We start from the raw sequence: 17,544 nt of genomic DNA on the forward strand, positions 1-17,544 counted from the left end.
GTTTTATAGAGCTGGTTTAATGGACATATTAAATAATATTGCCTATTATGTTTGTGAAGGTAATGCAAAATTAGTAAGTCAATTAGTAAATGAAGCTTTAAAAAGTAATATAGATCCACAAATTATTCTCAATGAAGGGCTTATTAAAGGGATGTCAATAGCAGGTGACAAATTTATTGACAGTTCTACATATGTGCCTGAAGTTTTAGTTGCTGCAAGAGCAATGAGTATAGGTCTTGAGATAATAAAACCATATCTTGTTGCTTCGAATGTAAAACCTATTGGCAGAGTTGTTATCGGAACTGTAAAAGGAGATTTACATGATATTGGGAAAAATCTTGTTATAATCTTCTTAAAAGGAGCAGGAATTGAAACTATTGATTTAGGTATTGATGTTTCGGTCGATAAATTCATAGATGCTGTTAAAAAATATAACCCTAATATTTTAGCAATGTCAGCTCTACTTACCACTACAATGCATCAAATGAAAGAAGTAATTGATAAGCTACATGCTGAAGGAATAAGAGAAAAGGTAAAGGTGATGATAGGAGGTGCTCCTATTACACAAGATTTTGCTAATGAAATTGGAGCAGATTTATTTGCAGAAGATGCTGCAACAGCAGCAAAGATTGCCAGAAATATTATTTTAGGCAAATCGAAACAATAGGAATTTTTTTAAAATCTTTTATATAAAATTTAAAGCCTAAATATAATTGAAAGATTAAAATAAAATTAAAGACGGTTTTAATTGCATTGCTTATTTAAAAGGGGGTTATAACTATAATTCAACTTGCAATAATAGGAGGCTTTTTAGGATCTGGTAAGACAACCTTTATTAAGATGATAACAAATCATCTTCAAAAAGATGGCTTTAAAGTAGGAGTTATTGTAAATGATCAAGGTGAACAAAACATTGATAAAATTTTTTTACAGCAAGAAATAAATGAAGTTTTGGATGTTAAAAACGGATGCTTCTGCTGCAACTTATCTGATTTTATTGATTCAATAGATTCATTAAAGGACAAAGTGGACATCATTCTTGCTGAACCTTCAGGTAGCTGTACTGATCTTGTGGCAACTGTTTTTTTACCACTAAAAAATTTAAATACAGAGATTGTTTTTTTACCATTTACAGTTATTGTTGATCCCAAAAAAGCTTTAAGAATATTTGAAAATGATGATGAAACAAGATATCTTTTTGAACAACAGCTAAAAGAAGCAGATTTAATCTTAATTAATAAAATTGATTTATATGAAAACAAAATAATTATAGATGCTAAAGAAAAAATATTACAATATGTTGGACAGAAAGACATGATAGATGTTTGCTCAATAGATGAAAAATATGCACATCTATGGACCGGATATATAATGAATATGCCAAATAACAGTAAAATATTAAAAGATATAAATTATGACAAATATGGATTAGCTGAAAAAAGCCTTGCATGGTTTGATGCAAGTATAAATATTGAAAACAAACAAGAACTCGATACAGAACAACTCCTATGCAATATTGCAGAACAATTTTTAGTAAATTTAAATAATTTAAAAGTAAATATTGAACATATAAAGATATATATTTTTTCAGAGATAGGTACAGCAAAGTTAAGTATAACAGGTAACAGTTCTGAAGATATAAGATTTGATAAAAAATTACCTTTTGAAGCAAAAAATTTTAGCCTATTAATTAGTTGTAGAGTTAAAGCAGAACCACTAGTAATAAAAGATATTTCTATCAAAATTTTAGAAAACACATTTAAACATTCTATAATGAAATGGGTTAAGATTAATGCTTTTTCGCCCAATCCCCCTAAACCATTTGTCAGAAAGATTTTATAAGAGATTCTAAGTATTTTTCCAATTCTTTTTTATTAGGGATGATACCTGCCGAATATTGAAAATTGTTTACTTTAATTGTTGGAAAAATTTTTAGCTTTAAATCCTCTGCTTCTACTGCTTCATTTTCTGTTTCATAAATTAGGTCGTGGATTACCACATAAGGATATTTATTTTTTATGCTTTCTATTATTTGTCTGATATAGTTATATTTTATATAACATGCAGAACAAGGGTTTTTAAGAGATATTATTTTTATTTCTATATCCATTTCAAAACTTCCCCCACAAAAAAATCTACTTAAATATATTATCATAAAAATTTATAGGAAAGGAAAGGAGGAACATAAATGAGTAAACAGCTACTTTTTGATGTTTTAAGATGTAAAGAGGCTAAAAGACCGGCTTGGGTTCCTTTTGTTGGTTGCCATGGTGCAAAATTAATTGATATTGCTGCAGATAAATATCTAAGAAATGCAGATTATATTTTTGATGGTGTTAGTAAGGCTATTGATTTATATAAACCAGATGGTATACCAGCTTTTTTTGACCTTCAAGTTGAAGCAGAAGCTATTGGATGTAAGCTTAAGTGGGTGCCAGATAATCCACCTTCAGTAATTTCTCATCCCCTTATTGAAGGAGCTAAATTAGATGATCTTCATATTCCAACGAAAAATGACGGAAGAATACCAATAATGGTTGATGTCATTGAAAGGCTAAAAAGCAAATTTGATGATGTGGCCATATATGCTCTTGTGACTGGTCCTTTTACATTAGCATTACATTTAATGGGTGCTGATATATTTACCGAAATGTATGATAACCCTGAATATTTGAAGAAAGTTATTAATTTTACCAAAGAAACCTGTAAAACTGTAAGTAATTATTATATACAAGCAGGAGCAGATGTAATTGCAGTAGTTGATCCAATGGTTTCTCAAATATCACCTGAACATTTTGAAGAGTTTGAAAAAGACGCAATAAGTGAAGTATTTAGCTTTATCAAACAAAGAGGAGTATATACATCATTCTTTGTTTGCGGCAACGCAAAAAGGAATATTGAGTTAATGGTTAGTTGTAAACCAGACAATATATCAGTTGATGAAAATATTCCACTTGAGTATTTAAAAGAGATTGCATTGAATAATAATGTCTCATTTGGTGGAAACATTGAATTAACGTCAGTTATGTTGTTAGGAAGTGAAGATGATAATAGAGTTTCAGCATTTAAACATATTGAAATAGGAGGGAATAGGGGATATGTTTTATCTCCTGGATGTGATATCCCATATAACACACCAGTTAAAAATATCCAGGCTATAGCAGAGGTACTTTTTGAAGAATCACGATACGAAAAATATGCTAATCTCATTGCGAAAGAAATTGATATAAATGACGTAAGAATTCCGAATTTTGAAGGAGATATTCTTAGAATTGATTTATTTACACTTGACAGTGCTGCTTGTGCACCATGTCAGTATATGGTTGAAGCTGTGTTACAGACATTAGATGAAGATCTTAAAAATAATGTAAGAGTATTTGAACATAAGATAAAAAATATAGAAGCAATAAAACTTATGAAGAGTTTGAATGTTACTCAAATACCAACTATTATGATTGATGGCAAAATAGAATATGAAAGTATTATTCCTTCAATACAAGAATTAAAAAGTAAAATAGAAGGTGCTCTTAATAGAAAATTAAAAAGTTATAAATAGTAGTGGTAACAGTAATTTTTTTAAAAAATATCATAAAAAAATTAAGGAAATAATAAATTGATTTTACTAAAATAAGTGATATGAGAAATAAAAATAAAAGGGGAAATGAGAAGTGTCAATATTAAATGAAATTTCAGAGTTAATACAAAAAGGAAATGCAAAATTAGTACCAGAAAAGGTAAAAGAGGCTTTATCACAAGGGATTTCTGCAGAACAAATTCTTAATGAAGCACTTGTAGCAGGAATGTCAGTTGTTGGTGAAAAATTTAAGAACAATGAAATTTATGTTCCAGAAGTGTTAATTGCTGCAAGAGCAATGAAAGCAGGAATGGAAATACTTAAACCCATTCTTACAGAAACAGGTGTAAAACCAGTTGGTAAAGTCATTATTGGAACAGTTAAGGGAGATTTACATGATATAGGCAAAAACTTAGTAGCAATGATGATGATTGGTGCTGGACTTGAAGTCATTGACTTAGGTGTTGATGTAGATTCTGAAAAGTTTATACAAGCAATTAAAGAACATCAACCACAAGTTGTAGCAATGTCTGCACTGCTTACTACAACAATGCCTCAAATGAAAAATATAATTGATGAAATTAATAACCAAGGATTAAGAAACCAAGTTAAAATAATGGTTGGTGGAGCTCCAGTTACAGAACGTTTTGCTAAAGAAATAGGTGCTGATGCATATACTCCAGATGCAGCTTCAGCAGCAGAGGTGGCAAAACAATTTGCAATGAATGTTGCATAATTTAAAAAATACTAAGTTTTGTATTAAAATATAAATTATATAGAGTATGGGTGAATGAAATATGACTTTTAATACTTTAGCGTATGCAGATGTGAATGAATTTATTTTTGGAAAATGTAAAAAACCTTTGACTTTGAAAAACGGTATAAAAATTGGTGACGGTAAGGTTATACCTGAGGTGAATTTTACATTACCGCCAATTGAAATTTCAAAAGAAAATATAACTGAAATTATTGAGGAGTATAAGAAGATTACTTATAGTATTCTAAAAAGAGCCATTGAATTAAATCAAGAAGAATTGGTTATTGAAATAGAACTTCTTCCTCCCATGACATTAAATCCCACATGGGGTGCTGAGATATGTAAAACTGTAAAAGACACAATTTCTGAATACGAATCAAAATATAACATAAGATGTGGTTTAAGAATTACTCCAAATGATTTAAGAGAAATGCAACGGCCTGTGAAATTAAGAAACGGGAACTTATTGGAAAATATACTAAAAACATTTGAACTATGTGCACAAAATGGTGCCGACATGCTGGCTATAGAATCTACTGGCGGGAAAGAATTACATGACTATTCTTTAATGAATGGTGATATAAAAGGAGTATTATTATCATTAGGTGTACTAGCCCCAAGAGATATTTCATTTTTATGGGAAAAAATAATATCTATAGCCAATAATACTGATACTATTCCATCAGGAGATACTGCATGTGCATTTGCTAATACTGCAATGGTGTTAGCTGAACAAAAATTTATTCCTAAAATATTTGCTGCTATTGATAGGGTTGCATCAGTACCAAGAACACTAATTCCTTATACTATTGGTGCAGTTGGTCCTGGCAAGGATTGTGGTTATGAAAATCCTTATATTAAAGCTATTGCTGGCTTTCCAATATCAATGGAAGGTAAATCAAGTGCATGTGCTCACTTTTCGTCTGTTGGCAATATTGCAATGAGTGTTGCAGATCTATGGAGTAATGAATCAGTCCAAAATATAAGGCTTCTAAGTGGTTATGCACCGATAGTATCAACCGAACAATTAATATATGATTGTAGATTAGTAAACAAAGCACTAAGCAATCAGGAGACTTCTTTAATTGTTAGAGATTTATTAGCCGATTCAGATGCTTTTCTAGATGTACAGGCTTTTGTATTACATCCTAAAACCGTAATTAATATTGCAAAAGAAATAATTAAGTATTCATCTGCTTTTTTAATGACTAAATATGCAATATTTGCTACAGTAGAAGAGATTGATAAAGCAATACATGATAGATTAATTTCATTAGATGAAAAAGAAACAAAATGGTTAGATTTTATTAAGTCGGAAATAGAAGAAATTCCTGATGATGAAGAAAAATTTATAAATGATATTAAAAATTTCTATGATAATGACTTATTATTATTTAACGAGTACAATATAAGTGTGTGATTTTCTATTTAAATGATAAATATTTTATTTAAAAATTATTCATAAAAGAATAGAATTAATAAATAATTTTTTATAAAAGATCTGTAACAAATAGGAGGATAATATGTTAACTGGCAAAGAAAGAATTTCAAATATTTTAAAAAGAAAGCCAGTTGATAGAATTGGCTTATTCGAGCATTTTTGGGGGGATACCATTAATAAATGGTCAAAACAAGGTTATATCAAAAAGGATGAGGATATTATAAAACACTTTGGTTTTGATTTAGATATTTTTTGGGCGTTTGGTATGACTGCAGATTTAGATTTTGAACCTCAAGTTATCGAAGAAACTGAGGAGACTATTTTAATAAAAGATGGTAACGGAGCTGTTTTAAGAAGACACAAGTTACATGATGCTACTCCTGAACATGTTGATTTTACAGTAAAAGAAAGAAAAGACTGGGAAGAGTATATAAAACCTCTGTTGAAGCCCGACCGAAGAAGGATTAATTTTGAAGGATATAGAGATGCAAAGAAAAGGGCAGAGGAGAGAGAGGTGTTTTTCTGCTGGTCAGGTTGTAATGTGTTTGAGCTAATGCATCCTGTTTGTGGTCATGAATATATGCTTATGGGTATGGCTTTAGATCCAGACTGGATTAAGGATATGGCAAATACATATTCAGATCTAACTATTAACCTAATGGAAATGTTATTTGAAGAAGAAGGATACCCAGATGGTATATGGTTTTATGAAGATATGGGGTTTAAAGGAAAACCATTTATGTCTCCAGCAATGTATAAGGAATTAATTCAGCCATATCACAAAAAGACCATTGATTTTGCTCATAGCCATAATCTACCTGTTATTATGCATTCTTGTGGATATGTTGAACCCTTGTTACCTGGTATGATTGAAGCTGGTATTGATTGTCTCCAAGTTATCGAGGTAAAAGCAGGTATGGACCTATTAAAGCTATATCATGATTATGGAGACATATTGTCTTTTATGGGAGGAATTGATGTTAGAGTATTATATACTAATAATAAAGAAGAGATAAATAAAGAACTTGAATCAAAGATACCTATTGTAAAAAATAAATTTGGCTATGTTCTACATTCAGATCATTCAATACCAGACACAGTTGAATATGAAAGCTATAAATATTTCATTGAAAGAGGATTGGAACTTGGGACCTATTAATATATAAGGAGTGCTTTTAATGCATAGTTATCCTAACCATACAATAAAAAGAGCTTTTTCAGAATGGTGGGACAAAAAATCTAAAAAGCCGCTTATTCAAATAACATATCCTGATAAGGATATTCCTGACGAACAGTTGGATTATCCAGGTTGGGCATTTGTAAGATATAAAGATAACCCGCAAAAAGCTATTGATGCGCATATAAAATGGTTCGAAAAATATGCATCTTTAGGAGAAGGCTATAACGATATATGGATTAATCTTGGAGCTGGTGTTGTTGCTGCATACTATACCGATTATCTTCACTTTAATGGTGACACTGTATGGTTTGAATATCCATTAGATTGGGATAAGGTAGAGAAACTGCTTTTAAGAGATATTGAACAAAGTGTCTGGTGGAACTACACTAAAAATGCGACAGAACTTGCTTGTAACAATATGAAAGAAAATTTTACTGTTGGGATTACAGATTTAGGTGGGATATTGGATATTTTAGCATCATTAAGGGGAACACAAAATTTGCTGTATGATATCATTGATTGTCCTGAGAGAGTAAATGAGGCTCAAAATAGAATATTAGAAATATGGCACTATTGTTATGACAAACTCTATTCTATATTGAACAAATACCAGGAAGGTACATCAGCTTGGATGTGGTTGTGGTGCCCTAAAAGATGGTATCCAATCCAATGTGATTTTTCGGCAATGATTTCACCAAAGATGTTTGAAAAATTTGTTGCTCCATATCTTAAAGAACAAGCAAGACGTCTTGATTATACCATTTTTCACTTGGACGGTCCGGGTGAACTACCACATCTTGATATACTACTTGATATAGATGAAATTACTGGTATACAATGGGTTCCTGGAGCAGGAGAAGAGCCAGTTGATAGTCCAAAATGGTTTGATTTATATAGAAAAATACAAGAAAAAGGGAAATTATTGGTTTTGAATGGAGTTTTTCCTGAATATCTCGAAAGATTATTTGACAATATTGATACAAAGGGTGTTATTATAAGTACTTATTGTGAAACTAAAAAAGAAGCTTTAGATATATTAGAATGGAGAGAAAGATTATAAAAGTATTTTAATAAGATATTTTTGATGTAAAAAATAGGTCTCCTATGGTAGAATATCTATCATAGGAGGTTTTATTATGCCAAGTATAAAAGACGTTGCAAAATTAGCCGGTGTAACAGTTACCACTGTTTCAAGGGTTTTAAATAATAGGGGTTATATAAGTGACAAAACCAGAAAAAAAGTCTTTGAAGCTATGAAAGAGTTAAACTATCAACCAAATGAAATTGCAAGATCGCTTTATAGAAAAAAGTCAAACTTTTTAGGGCTTATAATTCCTGATGTATCTCATCCTTTTTTTGGAGAACTTACAAAACATATTGAATATTATGCATATAAAAATGGATATAAGTTGTTACTTTGTAATTCCTATTTAGATAGTACAAAAGAAAAAGATTATATTGATATGTTAAAAAGAAATCAAGTGGATGGAATAATTATGGGTAGTCATACACTTGAAACAAACGAGTATCTAAACTTAGAATTACCCATTGTAGCATTTGATAGATACTTATCAGATAAGATACCCTATATAACATCTGATAACTATAATGGTGGGGTTATTGCAACAAAGTTATTAATAGAAAGAGGATGCAAGAAAATAGCACATATTAGCGGCCCATTAGAACTAAACACACCTGCTAATAAAAGATATCAAGGCTTTTTAGATGTTGTTAAAGAAAACAATATTGATTATGTTGTTGTAGAAACAAGATTAAATAACTTCGATCAGGAAGAATATAAAAGGATTGTAATAGAATTATTAAAAAGACATCCTGATATTGATGGTATATTTGCAAGCAGTGATATGATAGCTGCAGTTGCAATCTCAATTTCAGAACTTTTAAAAAGAAAAGTACCTGATAATCTTAAGATAGTTGGATATGATGATGTAAAACTTGCCTCATTAACAGTACCTTCAATAACTACCATAAGGCAACCAATAGAGCAGATAGCAAAGCTATCAATAGAACTCATTCTTAAGCAAATAGAAGGTGAAAAGGTAAACATAGAGAATGTTCTGCCAATAACATTGGTGGAAAGAAGAACAGCATAGTATTATTTTATATGTCAACCGTTTGACAGAAACGAATAATATTTGTACAATTTTATTGATGATATTTTATTTATTAATCGGAGGGTTATATGTACGATTTTAAAAAAACTTTAAATTTAATAGAAAAAGAAATTGATATCCTCACAGTAGGTGAACTTTTAATTGATATGATTTCAACAGAGTATGGTGACGATTTTCAAAGTTCTACATATCAAAAACATTTTGGTGGTTCTCCTGCTAATATTGCACTTAATACAAAAAAATTAGGATTAAACTCACTCATTGTTGGTGCAGTGGGGAAAGATGGATTAGGAGACTTTATAATTAATACTGTTAAGAATGCTGGAGTTGAAACTAAATATATAAATAGAGTGGATTACTCGACAAGTATGGTATTGGTTACAAAAAGTAAAGCTACTCCTATTCCAATATTTTATAGAGATGCTGATTATCATATATATTATTCAAAAAAAATAGAAGAGATTGTAAAGAATTCTAAAATAATTCATTTTTCATGTTGGCCAATATCAAAAAGCCCTGCAAGAGAGACAATTGAAAAAATTATTGATATAGCTAAAAAAAATAATACATTGATTTGTTTTGATCCAAATTATCATCCAATGATATGGGAAAAAGGGCATCAAGCAATTGATTATATAAAATGGATTATTGGAAATGTGGATATAATAAAACCATCAGAAGATGATGCCGAAAGGATTTTTGGGAAGGATTTACCTCAAAATCAAATTGAAAAGTTTCTAAAATTAGGAGCTAAACTAGTAATTATGACATTAGGCAAAGATGGAGCCTTAATGTCTAATGGGAAAGAAACAATAAGCTTAAATTCAGTAGCAACAGAGGTAATTGATACAACTGGTGCAGGTGATGCATTTTGGTCTGGCTTTTATGCAGGTTTAGTAAGACATTATAAAGTTTTAGAATCATTACAAATGGGACTTAAAGCCAGTGCAATCAAGCTAAAAACAGTAGGTGCTTTGCTAAAAGAAGTACAATTTGAAGATTTATTAGAATAATCTTGAGGTATATTTATGTAACCCTAAGACTTACATATCAAGCTATGTTTGATTTTCAATAGGTGGTTTTAAAAATTTAGCTTCCTTAGAAAAAAGCATATTATATAAAATTCTTATAAAAATACACTACTAACTGTGTTCTATCTCTGAGATTTAATTTCTGAAGAATTGTAGAGATATAATTTCTTACTGTTCCTTCAGAAATATAAAGCTTTTGAGCGATCTCTTTATTTGATAGTCCATCAGCTATACATTGAATAATCTCTATTTCTCTTGAGGATAAACCTATATCTTCGAGAGATTTATTTTTCTTTTTATTAACCATTTCTGAAATATTTCCATATATTTGCGAATCAAAAACTACTCCACCTTTTAAAACTGCTTTTAGGCTCTCTATTATACTTTCAATAGATTGATTCTTAAGTATATAGCCATCTGCTCCATTTTTTATGGCTTGTAAAATATATTCATCATCTTTAAAAGTAGTTAAAAGAACAATTTTTATTGAGTTATCTATTTCTTTTATTTTTTTTGTTCCAATAATGCCATCCATATTTGGCATACGAATATCCATAAGGACAATATCAGGCCTTTCTTGTTTACAAATATTTATTGCCTCATTTGCATCAGAGCATAAGCTTAATACCTCTATTGAATTTAATTCAAAAAGAACTTTTAAACTCTCTCTTATCAATGCATCATCATCAACAATTAATACTTTAATCTTCAACACCTTCTTTTATGAATGGTATTATTGCAACAATCATAAACCCATTATCACCTGAAAAACTTACTTCGCCACCAACATTTCTTATTCTTTCTTTTATATTGCTAAGTCCCATACCTTCTTTAATTACTTTTGCACCAACTCCATTATCCTTTATATAAAATCTTATAAATTTTTGGTAAATATCAATTTTAATATCAATATAGGTTGCATTTGAATGTTTTGAGGTATTTGTTAAAGCTTCCTTTAAAATCATTGAAAGTGTCTCAACGTGATAAGGTTTTATCTTTTCAATAGAACCATTTACACTGAATGATGTAGGGCAAAAATTAAAGCTTTCAATTATATTTTTAATATAATTGAAGTCATAAGTTATTTTGGGCTTAAGGTTGTGAACTGTATTTCTTAAAATATCTAATCCTTCTGACAACCTAACAATGGAGTTATCTAAAAACATTAATCCTTTTTCGTCATTATTTTTAATAAGTGCTTTTGCAGCCTGAAGCTGAAGTAAAACACCAGCAATATTATGGCCAACATTATCATGTATTTCTCTTGCAATTCTATTTCTTTCATTTAATTCTGCAATTTGTACAGCTTGATTAGATAGTCTTTCAAGACGCATATATGCCTCTTCAAGTTGGTATTTTGATATTCTTTCAGAATCAAAGAGTCTTCTATAATTTATTTTACTTTCATTGTATTCTTGTTCAAGGATTATAATAATAAATGTTAAGAGTGAAAGAACAATATAAAAGGATATATATAAGATATTATTGATAAAAGGTAATGCAACAGAAGATAAAAATAAAATATATTTTTTATTTAACTTTAAATAGATATCAGAAACTAACTTAGGAACAAGAAAAACAAACTGTTGATAATAAATTGCTGAAAATATAAACAGCATTGCTTGAATTATTAATAAATACTGCTTTTTATTATATTTTTCATATATAACATCAATGATGGAGAATAACAAAAATATAAATACTTGAGGATAAGAAACACTTGATGTATATAATACCAAAAATATGGTAAATAAATATAATATTATTTTTAAATATATCCTCATATTTTGAATACACTCATTTTTTTATCTAAATTATATCATATCAGATTTTTTCTTAAATGAGATTAGTAAAAAGAATATTGAGAACAAGATAATTATAAAAATATCTTTTAGAAATATAGAAGAATTTACGCCAAATAAAGCATCTTTGCAAGCCTTAATGATCCATGAAGTAGGTATAAATTTTGCGGCCTTTTGTAAAAAAGAAGGCATAAATTCTAAAGGCCAGTAACAACCACCAAGCATACACAAAGGTGTAATTATTATTGAAGAAAGAATGCCAGCTTGCCTTGGATCTTTGCTTATATTTGTCATAAACATACCTAAGGAAACTGAAGTAAATGCAAAAATCAAGAAAACTATATTTACTTTAATAAGTGATATACCTATTTCTTTAAAGAAAATGAAGTAAATTAAACTAAACAATAAAAATACCTGTATGACTAAAATTAAATACCAGCTAATAATATTTTGAATAATGAAATTTTTAAAACTTATAGGAGACACAAAAATTCTTAGAGTAGTTTTTTTAAATTTATCAATAAGTAGAAGCTGAGTGCTGTTTGCCGCTAAAAAAAGCATACTCATTACTATAAAACCTAAGGCCGCAAGTAATCTGTCAACACCTTTTTTTGATGAATTATGTGTTTTTGACTCTAAAGAAATGCTTCCATTAAGATATTTTTCTAAATTATTGTAAAATTGTCCCTGTGTATTTGATATTTTTGAAATTTTTAAAGAGCTATCAAGAAGGCTTTCTATATATCCCTTTATTGACATATAGGAAGTATTACCTTCAACAAAATATGCCTCAATATTTGCCTGTTTTTTTGTAATTATCTTATCTGTTGTTCCTTTATCAAATATAACTATATAATCAATAGTTGTTTCAATAAGCCTTTCTTTAATACTATCCTTATCTAATAATATTATGTTAGCCTTTTTTGAAATCTCATTTTTTATTATATGTGTAAATTTTGTATTGTCCTCATCAACAATTCCAACTCTAAATTGGTTTTTTGAAAATGATAATAACATAATGAGCATTATTAGTATTGTTGGGAATATTACCATAAAGAAAAGATTAACTTTATTTTTTAAAATTCTTTTAAAGTTAAGTAAAATAATCATTTTACATATCTCCTTCCTAACAAGGATATGAATAAAAACAGAACGCAAGTGGCAATGAGTAAACATATTAAATAAAAGTTGGTTTTATTTACTGAACCATAAATTATATTAAACAATGCATTTTGACCTATATAATTTGGCATTATATGACCAATTTTTTCTACTATGGAGTTTGGAGAATCTATTTTGAAGTAGCCTCCTGATAAAAAAGTGGATATTGGTATTATTAATTGTAAAAAGAAATTAGACCTTTTTTCATCATTTAATAGTAAAGCAAAAAATAATCCTAAAGTTGTTACAAAAACACTGAAAACAAATACCACTAAAAGTATAAAAGGTAAATTGCTACCCCAATTTGCTTTATAAAAAACCTTTGAAACAAATATTATAATAATTGCCTCAATAAAAACAGTTACAATACAGCCTAATATTTTTCCTATAAAAATACTTGCAAATTTTGTAGGTACTGTTTTAAGTCTTATATAAGTATTTGTCCTTATTTCCTCAAAAAGCAAGTTATTACCATAATTTGCTCCATACATCAAGATTAGAATAAGCATTGTAACAGCATAGAATGACATAGCATTAGGGACTTCTGTTTTTCTTATTTGCCTATCGTTTATTAATGTATCCATTTTTGATATCTCGGAAAGTTTGGAATAATTATTTGTTTTTATATATGTTATTGCTAAATTGGTTTTATCAATTATGCTTTCTAAAAATGTAAAAACAATTAATTCTTTTAAATTATCTGCTTTATTTGAATAGACTGTAATTGTAGCTTTTTTATTGTTTAAAATATCTTGAGAAAAGTTTTTGTTGATTTTTATATAGGCATAATATTCTTTATCATTTATTTCATTAATACTATTTACCTTCTTAGCAATTATGATATTAGAAACCTCTTTAGCATTTAGAGCCTCTTCAATGGCTAAGGAAAGGGAAGAATTATCTAAATTTGTATAATATAAATGGGTTCTATATTTACTAATATCAAAATCATTATTGAAAACTGAACTAAGAGATGTTCCTAATATTAAAATTAAAACTATTGGGAATAAAATCATGAGTGAAAGAACTTTTTTATCTCTAAAATTTCTTTTTATTGTGATAAAAGCGGTAACAAATATATTCAAAACATTCACCACCTTAATCTCTTAAACTTCGACCTGTAAGAGTTAGGAAAACACCTTCTAATGTAGGTTTTTCAATATTTATTGAAAGTATTTCAATATTGTAAGAACTTATTATTTCAATAATGGAGTTTAATGCCTTTCCATTTTTTTCTGCAACTATTATTAGCTTACTATCATCTACAACACAGTCCTTAATAGACTGCATTTTATTTATTTCATCAACCAAATTATAGTTTAATTCTGAAAGTGTGATAACAATTCTATCTTCAGATGAAATTAAATCCTTTAACTCACTTTTTGTTCCTTTAGCTATCACTCTACCATGGTCTAAAATTATTATTCGACTACAAACTTGTTCAACTTCTTCCATATAATGAGATGTATATACTATTGTTGTTCCTTCTTGGTTTAGTTTTATAACTGAATCTAATATATGTTTTCTTGATTGTGGATCAATTCCAACTGTTGGTTCATCTAAAAAAAGAAGCTTTGGTTTGTGTAGTATAGCACAAGCTATATTTAATCTTCTTTTCATACCACCTGAGAATTTTGAAACAAGCTCATTTTTTTTATCATAAAGTCCAGTAAAATCAAGAGCATAGTCAATACGTTCTTTCAAAAGATTTCCTTTAAGATTATATAATCTTCCAATGAATTTTAAATTTTCATATGCTGTTAAATCATCATATATTGCTAATTCTTGTGGAACAAACCCTATATTTTTCTTTATTTCAGAAGGGTATTCATCATACTTTTTACCGAATATCTCAAGATTACCCGAGTCTATTTTATAAAGGCCAACAAAACAGTTAATAAGAGTTGTTTTTCCAGCTCCATTAGGACCTAAAAGCCCAAGTATTTCACCTTCTTTTATATTGAAGCTTACGTTATCAACAGCAACAAAATCTCCATATCTTTTTATGATATTTGAGGCAACCAGTACATCCATTTTTAGATACCTCCATATTATTCTTATCTTTATCATCTCATAAAAATGTATAGAGTTGTAGTGATATAAATTATGATTTGAATATGACATTTGTCATATAAATGCAAAAGAGCCAACGGGGACGGTTCTCTCTGGCACACAGCAAGCCAATGGGGACGGTTCTGGTTGGCACATTTCGTGCCAACCAGAACCGTCCCCATTGGCTTCATTGGCTTCATATTTTACATAAATATTTTAAAATTAATTAATAGTTCAATTATTAAGGCACTAATCAAAGAAATAAATAAAGAGGAAAAAGCACCTAATAAAAATGCACGTACTCCAATATTTCGCATCATTTTGAAAGATATATCAAGCCCTAGACCTGCCATTGCAGCAGTCATAATCCAGTTATCAAAAGTTATAAGTTTTTGGTGAATATTAAATGGTATAGATACAAATGTATTTATTAAGACAGTAATAAAAAATAATATAGCAAACCATGGAATAGTTATTTTACCTTTTTGATTAGATTTTTGTTGTTCAGAATTCTTATTCCTATACATTGGCATTAAGCTAATAACTAGTGTAAGAGGTACTATAAACAAAACTCTTATCATCTTAACAGTAGTTGCCATATCTCGAAACTTTCCAATAATAACAGAGCTTGCTGCTGCAACTTGAGCTACTTCATGTATTGAACTTCCCGCCCATAAAGCATATATTTCATTACCCATATTAAAAATAGTGTGAATAATTGGATAAACAAACATATAGACAGTACCAAAAAGAGTTATTGCACCGATAGCAAAAGCAACATCTTCTTCTTCTGCTTGAATAACAGCATCAACTGCTGCAACAGCTGAGGCTCCACATATAGAAACACCACTACCAAGAAGCAATGCACGATTAAATGGGACCTTTATTATTTTACTTAGCCATATAGTAAAAAAGATAGTCAAAGTAGAACTCAATAATATAGTAAATATAGAACTCCAACCTACTTTTAGTACCTCCCATATACTAAGTTTAAAACCAAGGAAGATAATAGCTAGTCTTAAAATTTTCTTAGAACTGAATCGTATACCTTCACGGGTAGAAATAGGTAGCGTAATAAAATTATTAATTATCATACCTATAATAATTGAAATTATAAGTGAACTTAATGGAATAATTTTTGAAAATAAAGTTGTAGATTGCACTAAAATAGAAATAATAGATATTATTCCTACAACAATTAAACCAGGAATTAATACAATAATAGATGAAAATTTTGAATAACTCATTTTATTATTACTGCTTAGATTTACTTTTCTTGACAATTATTATCACTCCCTCTTTGGTTTTTAAGAAATAAAAGTTATTAAAAGTATACTCTTGCATTATCTAAATGTAAAATATTAAAATAAAATAAAAACTATATGTAATTACATATAGATTTAAAAGGAGAAATTTTGATGACATTACGACATTTAAAAATATTTATAACAGTATATGAGAAAGGTGGTATGACAGCAGCAGCAAAATATCTTCATATGACACAGCCACCGATAAGTCAAGCTATTGCAGAACTCGAAGAATATTATGGTGTAAAATTATTTGAACGTTTTGGAAGAAAAATTTATTTAACAAAAGAAGGTGAAGAACTGTATTCATATGCTTCACATATATTAGCTTTAGCTAGTGAAGTTGAAAATCAATTATCAAATCTTTCGCAAAATGGAATTTTACGTGTTGGTGCAAGTATGACAATTGGTTCAGCTATTTTACCATTTTTGATTAAGGAATTTTCTAATATATATCCTAAAGTGTATATACAACCTGTTGTGGATAATACTGCTACTATAATTAAGATGCTTGAAACAGCAAAATTAGACATAGCAATTGTAGAAGGGATATTAACTAATCCAGATATTATAAATATCCCAGTATATGATGATGAGCTTGTATTGATAGGGCCACCAGAACATATTTATGCAAAAAAAGGTATTATTAGTGTTAGCGAACTGGAAAACCAATACTTTATAATTCGAGAAGAAGGAAGTGGGACAAGGGAAGTATTTGAATCTGCAATGAAAGAACATAATATCAAATGGAAACTTGCTGGGATTTTAAACAGTGCTGAGGCAATTATTAATGCTGTTCATTGTGGTATAGGTTTTTCATATATCTCACAGTTATTGGTTCATGATGCTGTTGCAAACAAGAAGATAACAGTATTAAAGGTTCTTGGGCTAAGTATAAAACGAAAATTTAACATTGTATATCACAAAAATAAATTTATTTCTAATGCTATAAATAATTTTATTATATATTCTCAGGAATATTTTAAGCAGAAATAAAAAAGTCGGGTAAATCATTTATTAAAAACATGGATTTTTATTAAATCTTAGTAGGTTAAAGATTGAAAAAAATTTAGCAAAAACAAGAGTAAAAAAATTCCCTTTATT

Annotated in this window: 17 protein-coding genes; 10 read left to right on the forward strand and 7 right to left on the reverse strand. The window is 28.9% G+C overall.

Annotated features, from left to right (window positions below; all coding sequences use genetic code 11):
- Both ACAG39_03805 and ACAG39_03810 read left to right on the forward strand, forming a co-directional pair.
- A partial coding sequence (locus ACAG39_03805) for a corrinoid protein (protein MEZ0536361.1) occupies positions 1 to 667 on the forward strand: 667 nt, incomplete at its 5' end.
- A gap of 131 nt (positions 668 to 798) precedes the next feature.
- Complete coding sequence (locus tag ACAG39_03810) at positions 799 to 1,842, forward strand: GTP-binding protein (GenBank protein ID MEZ0536362.1); 1,044 nt, start codon at positions 799 to 801, stop codon at positions 1,840 to 1,842.
- Here ACAG39_03810 and ACAG39_03815 read toward each other — a convergent pair.
- On the reverse strand, positions 1,826 to 2,110 hold the full coding sequence (locus ACAG39_03815) for a hypothetical protein (protein MEZ0536363.1): 285 nt from the start codon (positions 2,108 to 2,110) through the stop codon (positions 1,826 to 1,828). The two genes, ACAG39_03810 and ACAG39_03815, sit on opposite strands and share 17 nt — an antisense overlap.
- Positions 2,111 to 2,188: 78 nt before the next feature.
- Here ACAG39_03815 and ACAG39_03820 point away from each other — a divergent pair, with 78 nt between their 5' ends.
- The 7 genes from ACAG39_03820 to ACAG39_03850 all read left to right on the forward strand — a co-directional run bounded on the left by ACAG39_03820 (position 2,189) and on the right by ACAG39_03850 (position 10,100).
- Positions 2,189 to 3,556, forward strand: coding sequence for a uroporphyrinogen decarboxylase family protein (locus ACAG39_03820; protein ID MEZ0536364.1), 1,368 nt, complete (start codon positions 2,189 to 2,191; stop codon positions 3,554 to 3,556).
- Between the two features lie 112 nt (positions 3,557 to 3,668).
- Complete coding sequence (locus ACAG39_03825) at positions 3,669 to 4,310, forward strand: corrinoid protein (GenBank protein MEZ0536365.1); 642 nt, start codon at positions 3,669 to 3,671, stop codon at positions 4,308 to 4,310.
- A gap of 61 nt (positions 4,311 to 4,371) precedes the next feature.
- Positions 4,372 to 5,751, forward strand: a complete 1,380-nt coding sequence (locus ACAG39_03830; protein ID MEZ0536366.1) for a methyltransferase MtaB domain-containing protein — start codon at positions 4,372 to 4,374, stop codon at positions 5,749 to 5,751.
- 103 nt (positions 5,752 to 5,854) lie between these two features.
- The gene (locus ACAG39_03835) at positions 5,855 to 6,931 is read left to right on the forward strand and encodes a uroporphyrinogen decarboxylase family protein (protein ID MEZ0536367.1); all 1,077 of its coding nucleotides are present in this window, start codon (positions 5,855 to 5,857) and stop codon (positions 6,929 to 6,931) included.
- Positions 6,932 to 6,950: 19 nt separating this feature from the next.
- Positions 6,951 to 8,012, forward strand: a complete 1,062-nt coding sequence (locus ACAG39_03840) for a hypothetical protein (protein ID MEZ0536368.1) — start codon at positions 6,951 to 6,953, stop codon at positions 8,010 to 8,012.
- A 76-nt stretch (positions 8,013 to 8,088) separates the two neighbouring features.
- The gene (locus ACAG39_03845; GenBank protein ID MEZ0536369.1) at positions 8,089 to 9,066 is read left to right on the forward strand and encodes a LacI family DNA-binding transcriptional regulator; all 978 of its coding nucleotides are present in this window, start codon (positions 8,089 to 8,091) and stop codon (positions 9,064 to 9,066) included.
- 89 nt (positions 9,067 to 9,155) lie between these two features.
- Positions 9,156 to 10,100, forward strand: coding sequence for a carbohydrate kinase family protein (locus tag ACAG39_03850; GenBank protein MEZ0536370.1), 945 nt, complete (start codon positions 9,156 to 9,158; stop codon positions 10,098 to 10,100).
- A 100-nt stretch (positions 10,101 to 10,200) separates the two neighbouring features.
- On the opposite strand, the gene ACAG39_03855 is transcribed toward ACAG39_03850, so the two are convergent.
- From ACAG39_03855 to ACAG39_03880, 6 genes are all read right to left on the reverse strand, one after another.
- Complete coding sequence (locus ACAG39_03855) at positions 10,201 to 10,833, reverse strand: response regulator (GenBank protein MEZ0536371.1); 633 nt, start codon at positions 10,831 to 10,833, stop codon at positions 10,201 to 10,203.
- Positions 10,820 to 11,902 (reverse strand): sensor histidine kinase, encoded by a 1,083-nt coding sequence (locus tag ACAG39_03860; GenBank protein ID MEZ0536372.1) that lies wholly within the window; start codon positions 11,900 to 11,902, stop codon positions 10,820 to 10,822. Before ACAG39_03860 ends, ACAG39_03855 begins: the two co-directional genes overlap by 14 nt.
- A 30-nt stretch (positions 11,903 to 11,932) precedes the next feature.
- Entirely contained in the window at positions 11,933 to 13,030 is a 1,098-nt protein-coding gene (locus tag ACAG39_03865; GenBank protein MEZ0536373.1) for an ABC transporter permease, read from the reverse strand.
- Positions 13,027 to 14,166, reverse strand: coding sequence for an ABC transporter permease (locus tag ACAG39_03870; protein ID MEZ0536374.1), 1,140 nt, complete (start codon positions 14,164 to 14,166; stop codon positions 13,027 to 13,029). The genes ACAG39_03865 and ACAG39_03870 overlap by 4 nt, the downstream gene beginning before the upstream one ends.
- Before the next feature lie 13 nt (positions 14,167 to 14,179).
- Complete coding sequence (locus ACAG39_03875) at positions 14,180 to 15,115, reverse strand: ATP-binding cassette domain-containing protein (GenBank protein MEZ0536375.1); 936 nt, start codon at positions 15,113 to 15,115, stop codon at positions 14,180 to 14,182.
- A gap of 221 nt (positions 15,116 to 15,336) precedes the next feature.
- Complete coding sequence (locus tag ACAG39_03880) at positions 15,337 to 16,416, reverse strand: YeiH family protein (GenBank protein MEZ0536376.1); 1,080 nt, start codon at positions 16,414 to 16,416, stop codon at positions 15,337 to 15,339.
- A gap of 135 nt (positions 16,417 to 16,551) precedes the next feature.
- Between ACAG39_03880 and ACAG39_03885 the strand changes: the two genes are divergently transcribed.
- Entirely contained in the window at positions 16,552 to 17,436 is an 885-nt protein-coding gene (locus ACAG39_03885) for a LysR substrate-binding domain-containing protein (GenBank protein ID MEZ0536377.1), read from the forward strand.
- The last annotated feature ends 108 nt before the right edge of the window (positions 17,437 to 17,544 follow it).

It is taken from the genome of Caldicellulosiruptoraceae bacterium PP1 (assembly GCA_041320695.1).
Lineage (GTDB): Bacteria > Bacillota > Thermoanaerobacteria > Caldicellulosiruptorales > Caldicellulosiruptoraceae > JBGGOQ01.

Coding starts and splice junctions, on each gene's coding strand:
- ACAG39_03815 (MEZ0536363.1), bottom strand. CDS start 2,110: ATGGATATAGAAATAAAAATAATATCTCTTAAAAACCCTTGTTCTGCA.
- ACAG39_03820 (MEZ0536364.1), top strand. CDS start 2,189: ATGAGTAAACAGCTACTTTTTGATGTTTTAAGATGTAAAGAGGCTAAA.
- ACAG39_03830 (MEZ0536366.1), top strand. CDS start 4,372: ATGACTTTTAATACTTTAGCGTATGCAGATGTGAATGAATTTATTTTT.
- ACAG39_03835 (MEZ0536367.1), top strand. CDS start 5,855: ATGTTAACTGGCAAAGAAAGAATTTCAAATATTTTAAAAAGAAAGCCA.
- ACAG39_03840 (MEZ0536368.1), top strand. CDS start 6,951: ATGCATAGTTATCCTAACCATACAATAAAAAGAGCTTTTTCAGAATGG.
- ACAG39_03845 (MEZ0536369.1), top strand. CDS start 8,089: ATGCCAAGTATAAAAGACGTTGCAAAATTAGCCGGTGTAACAGTTACC.
- ACAG39_03850 (MEZ0536370.1), top strand. CDS start 9,156: ATGTACGATTTTAAAAAAACTTTAAATTTAATAGAAAAAGAAATTGAT.
- ACAG39_03860 (MEZ0536372.1), bottom strand. CDS start 11,902: ATGAGGATATATTTAAAAATAATATTATATTTATTTACCATATTTTTG.
- ACAG39_03865 (MEZ0536373.1), bottom strand. CDS start 13,030: ATGATTATTTTACTTAACTTTAAAAGAATTTTAAAAAATAAAGTTAAT.
- ACAG39_03875 (MEZ0536375.1), bottom strand. CDS start 15,115: ATGGATGTACTGGTTGCCTCAAATATCATAAAAAGATATGGAGATTTT.
- ACAG39_03885 (MEZ0536377.1), top strand. CDS start 16,552: ATGACATTACGACATTTAAAAATATTTATAACAGTATATGAGAAAGGT.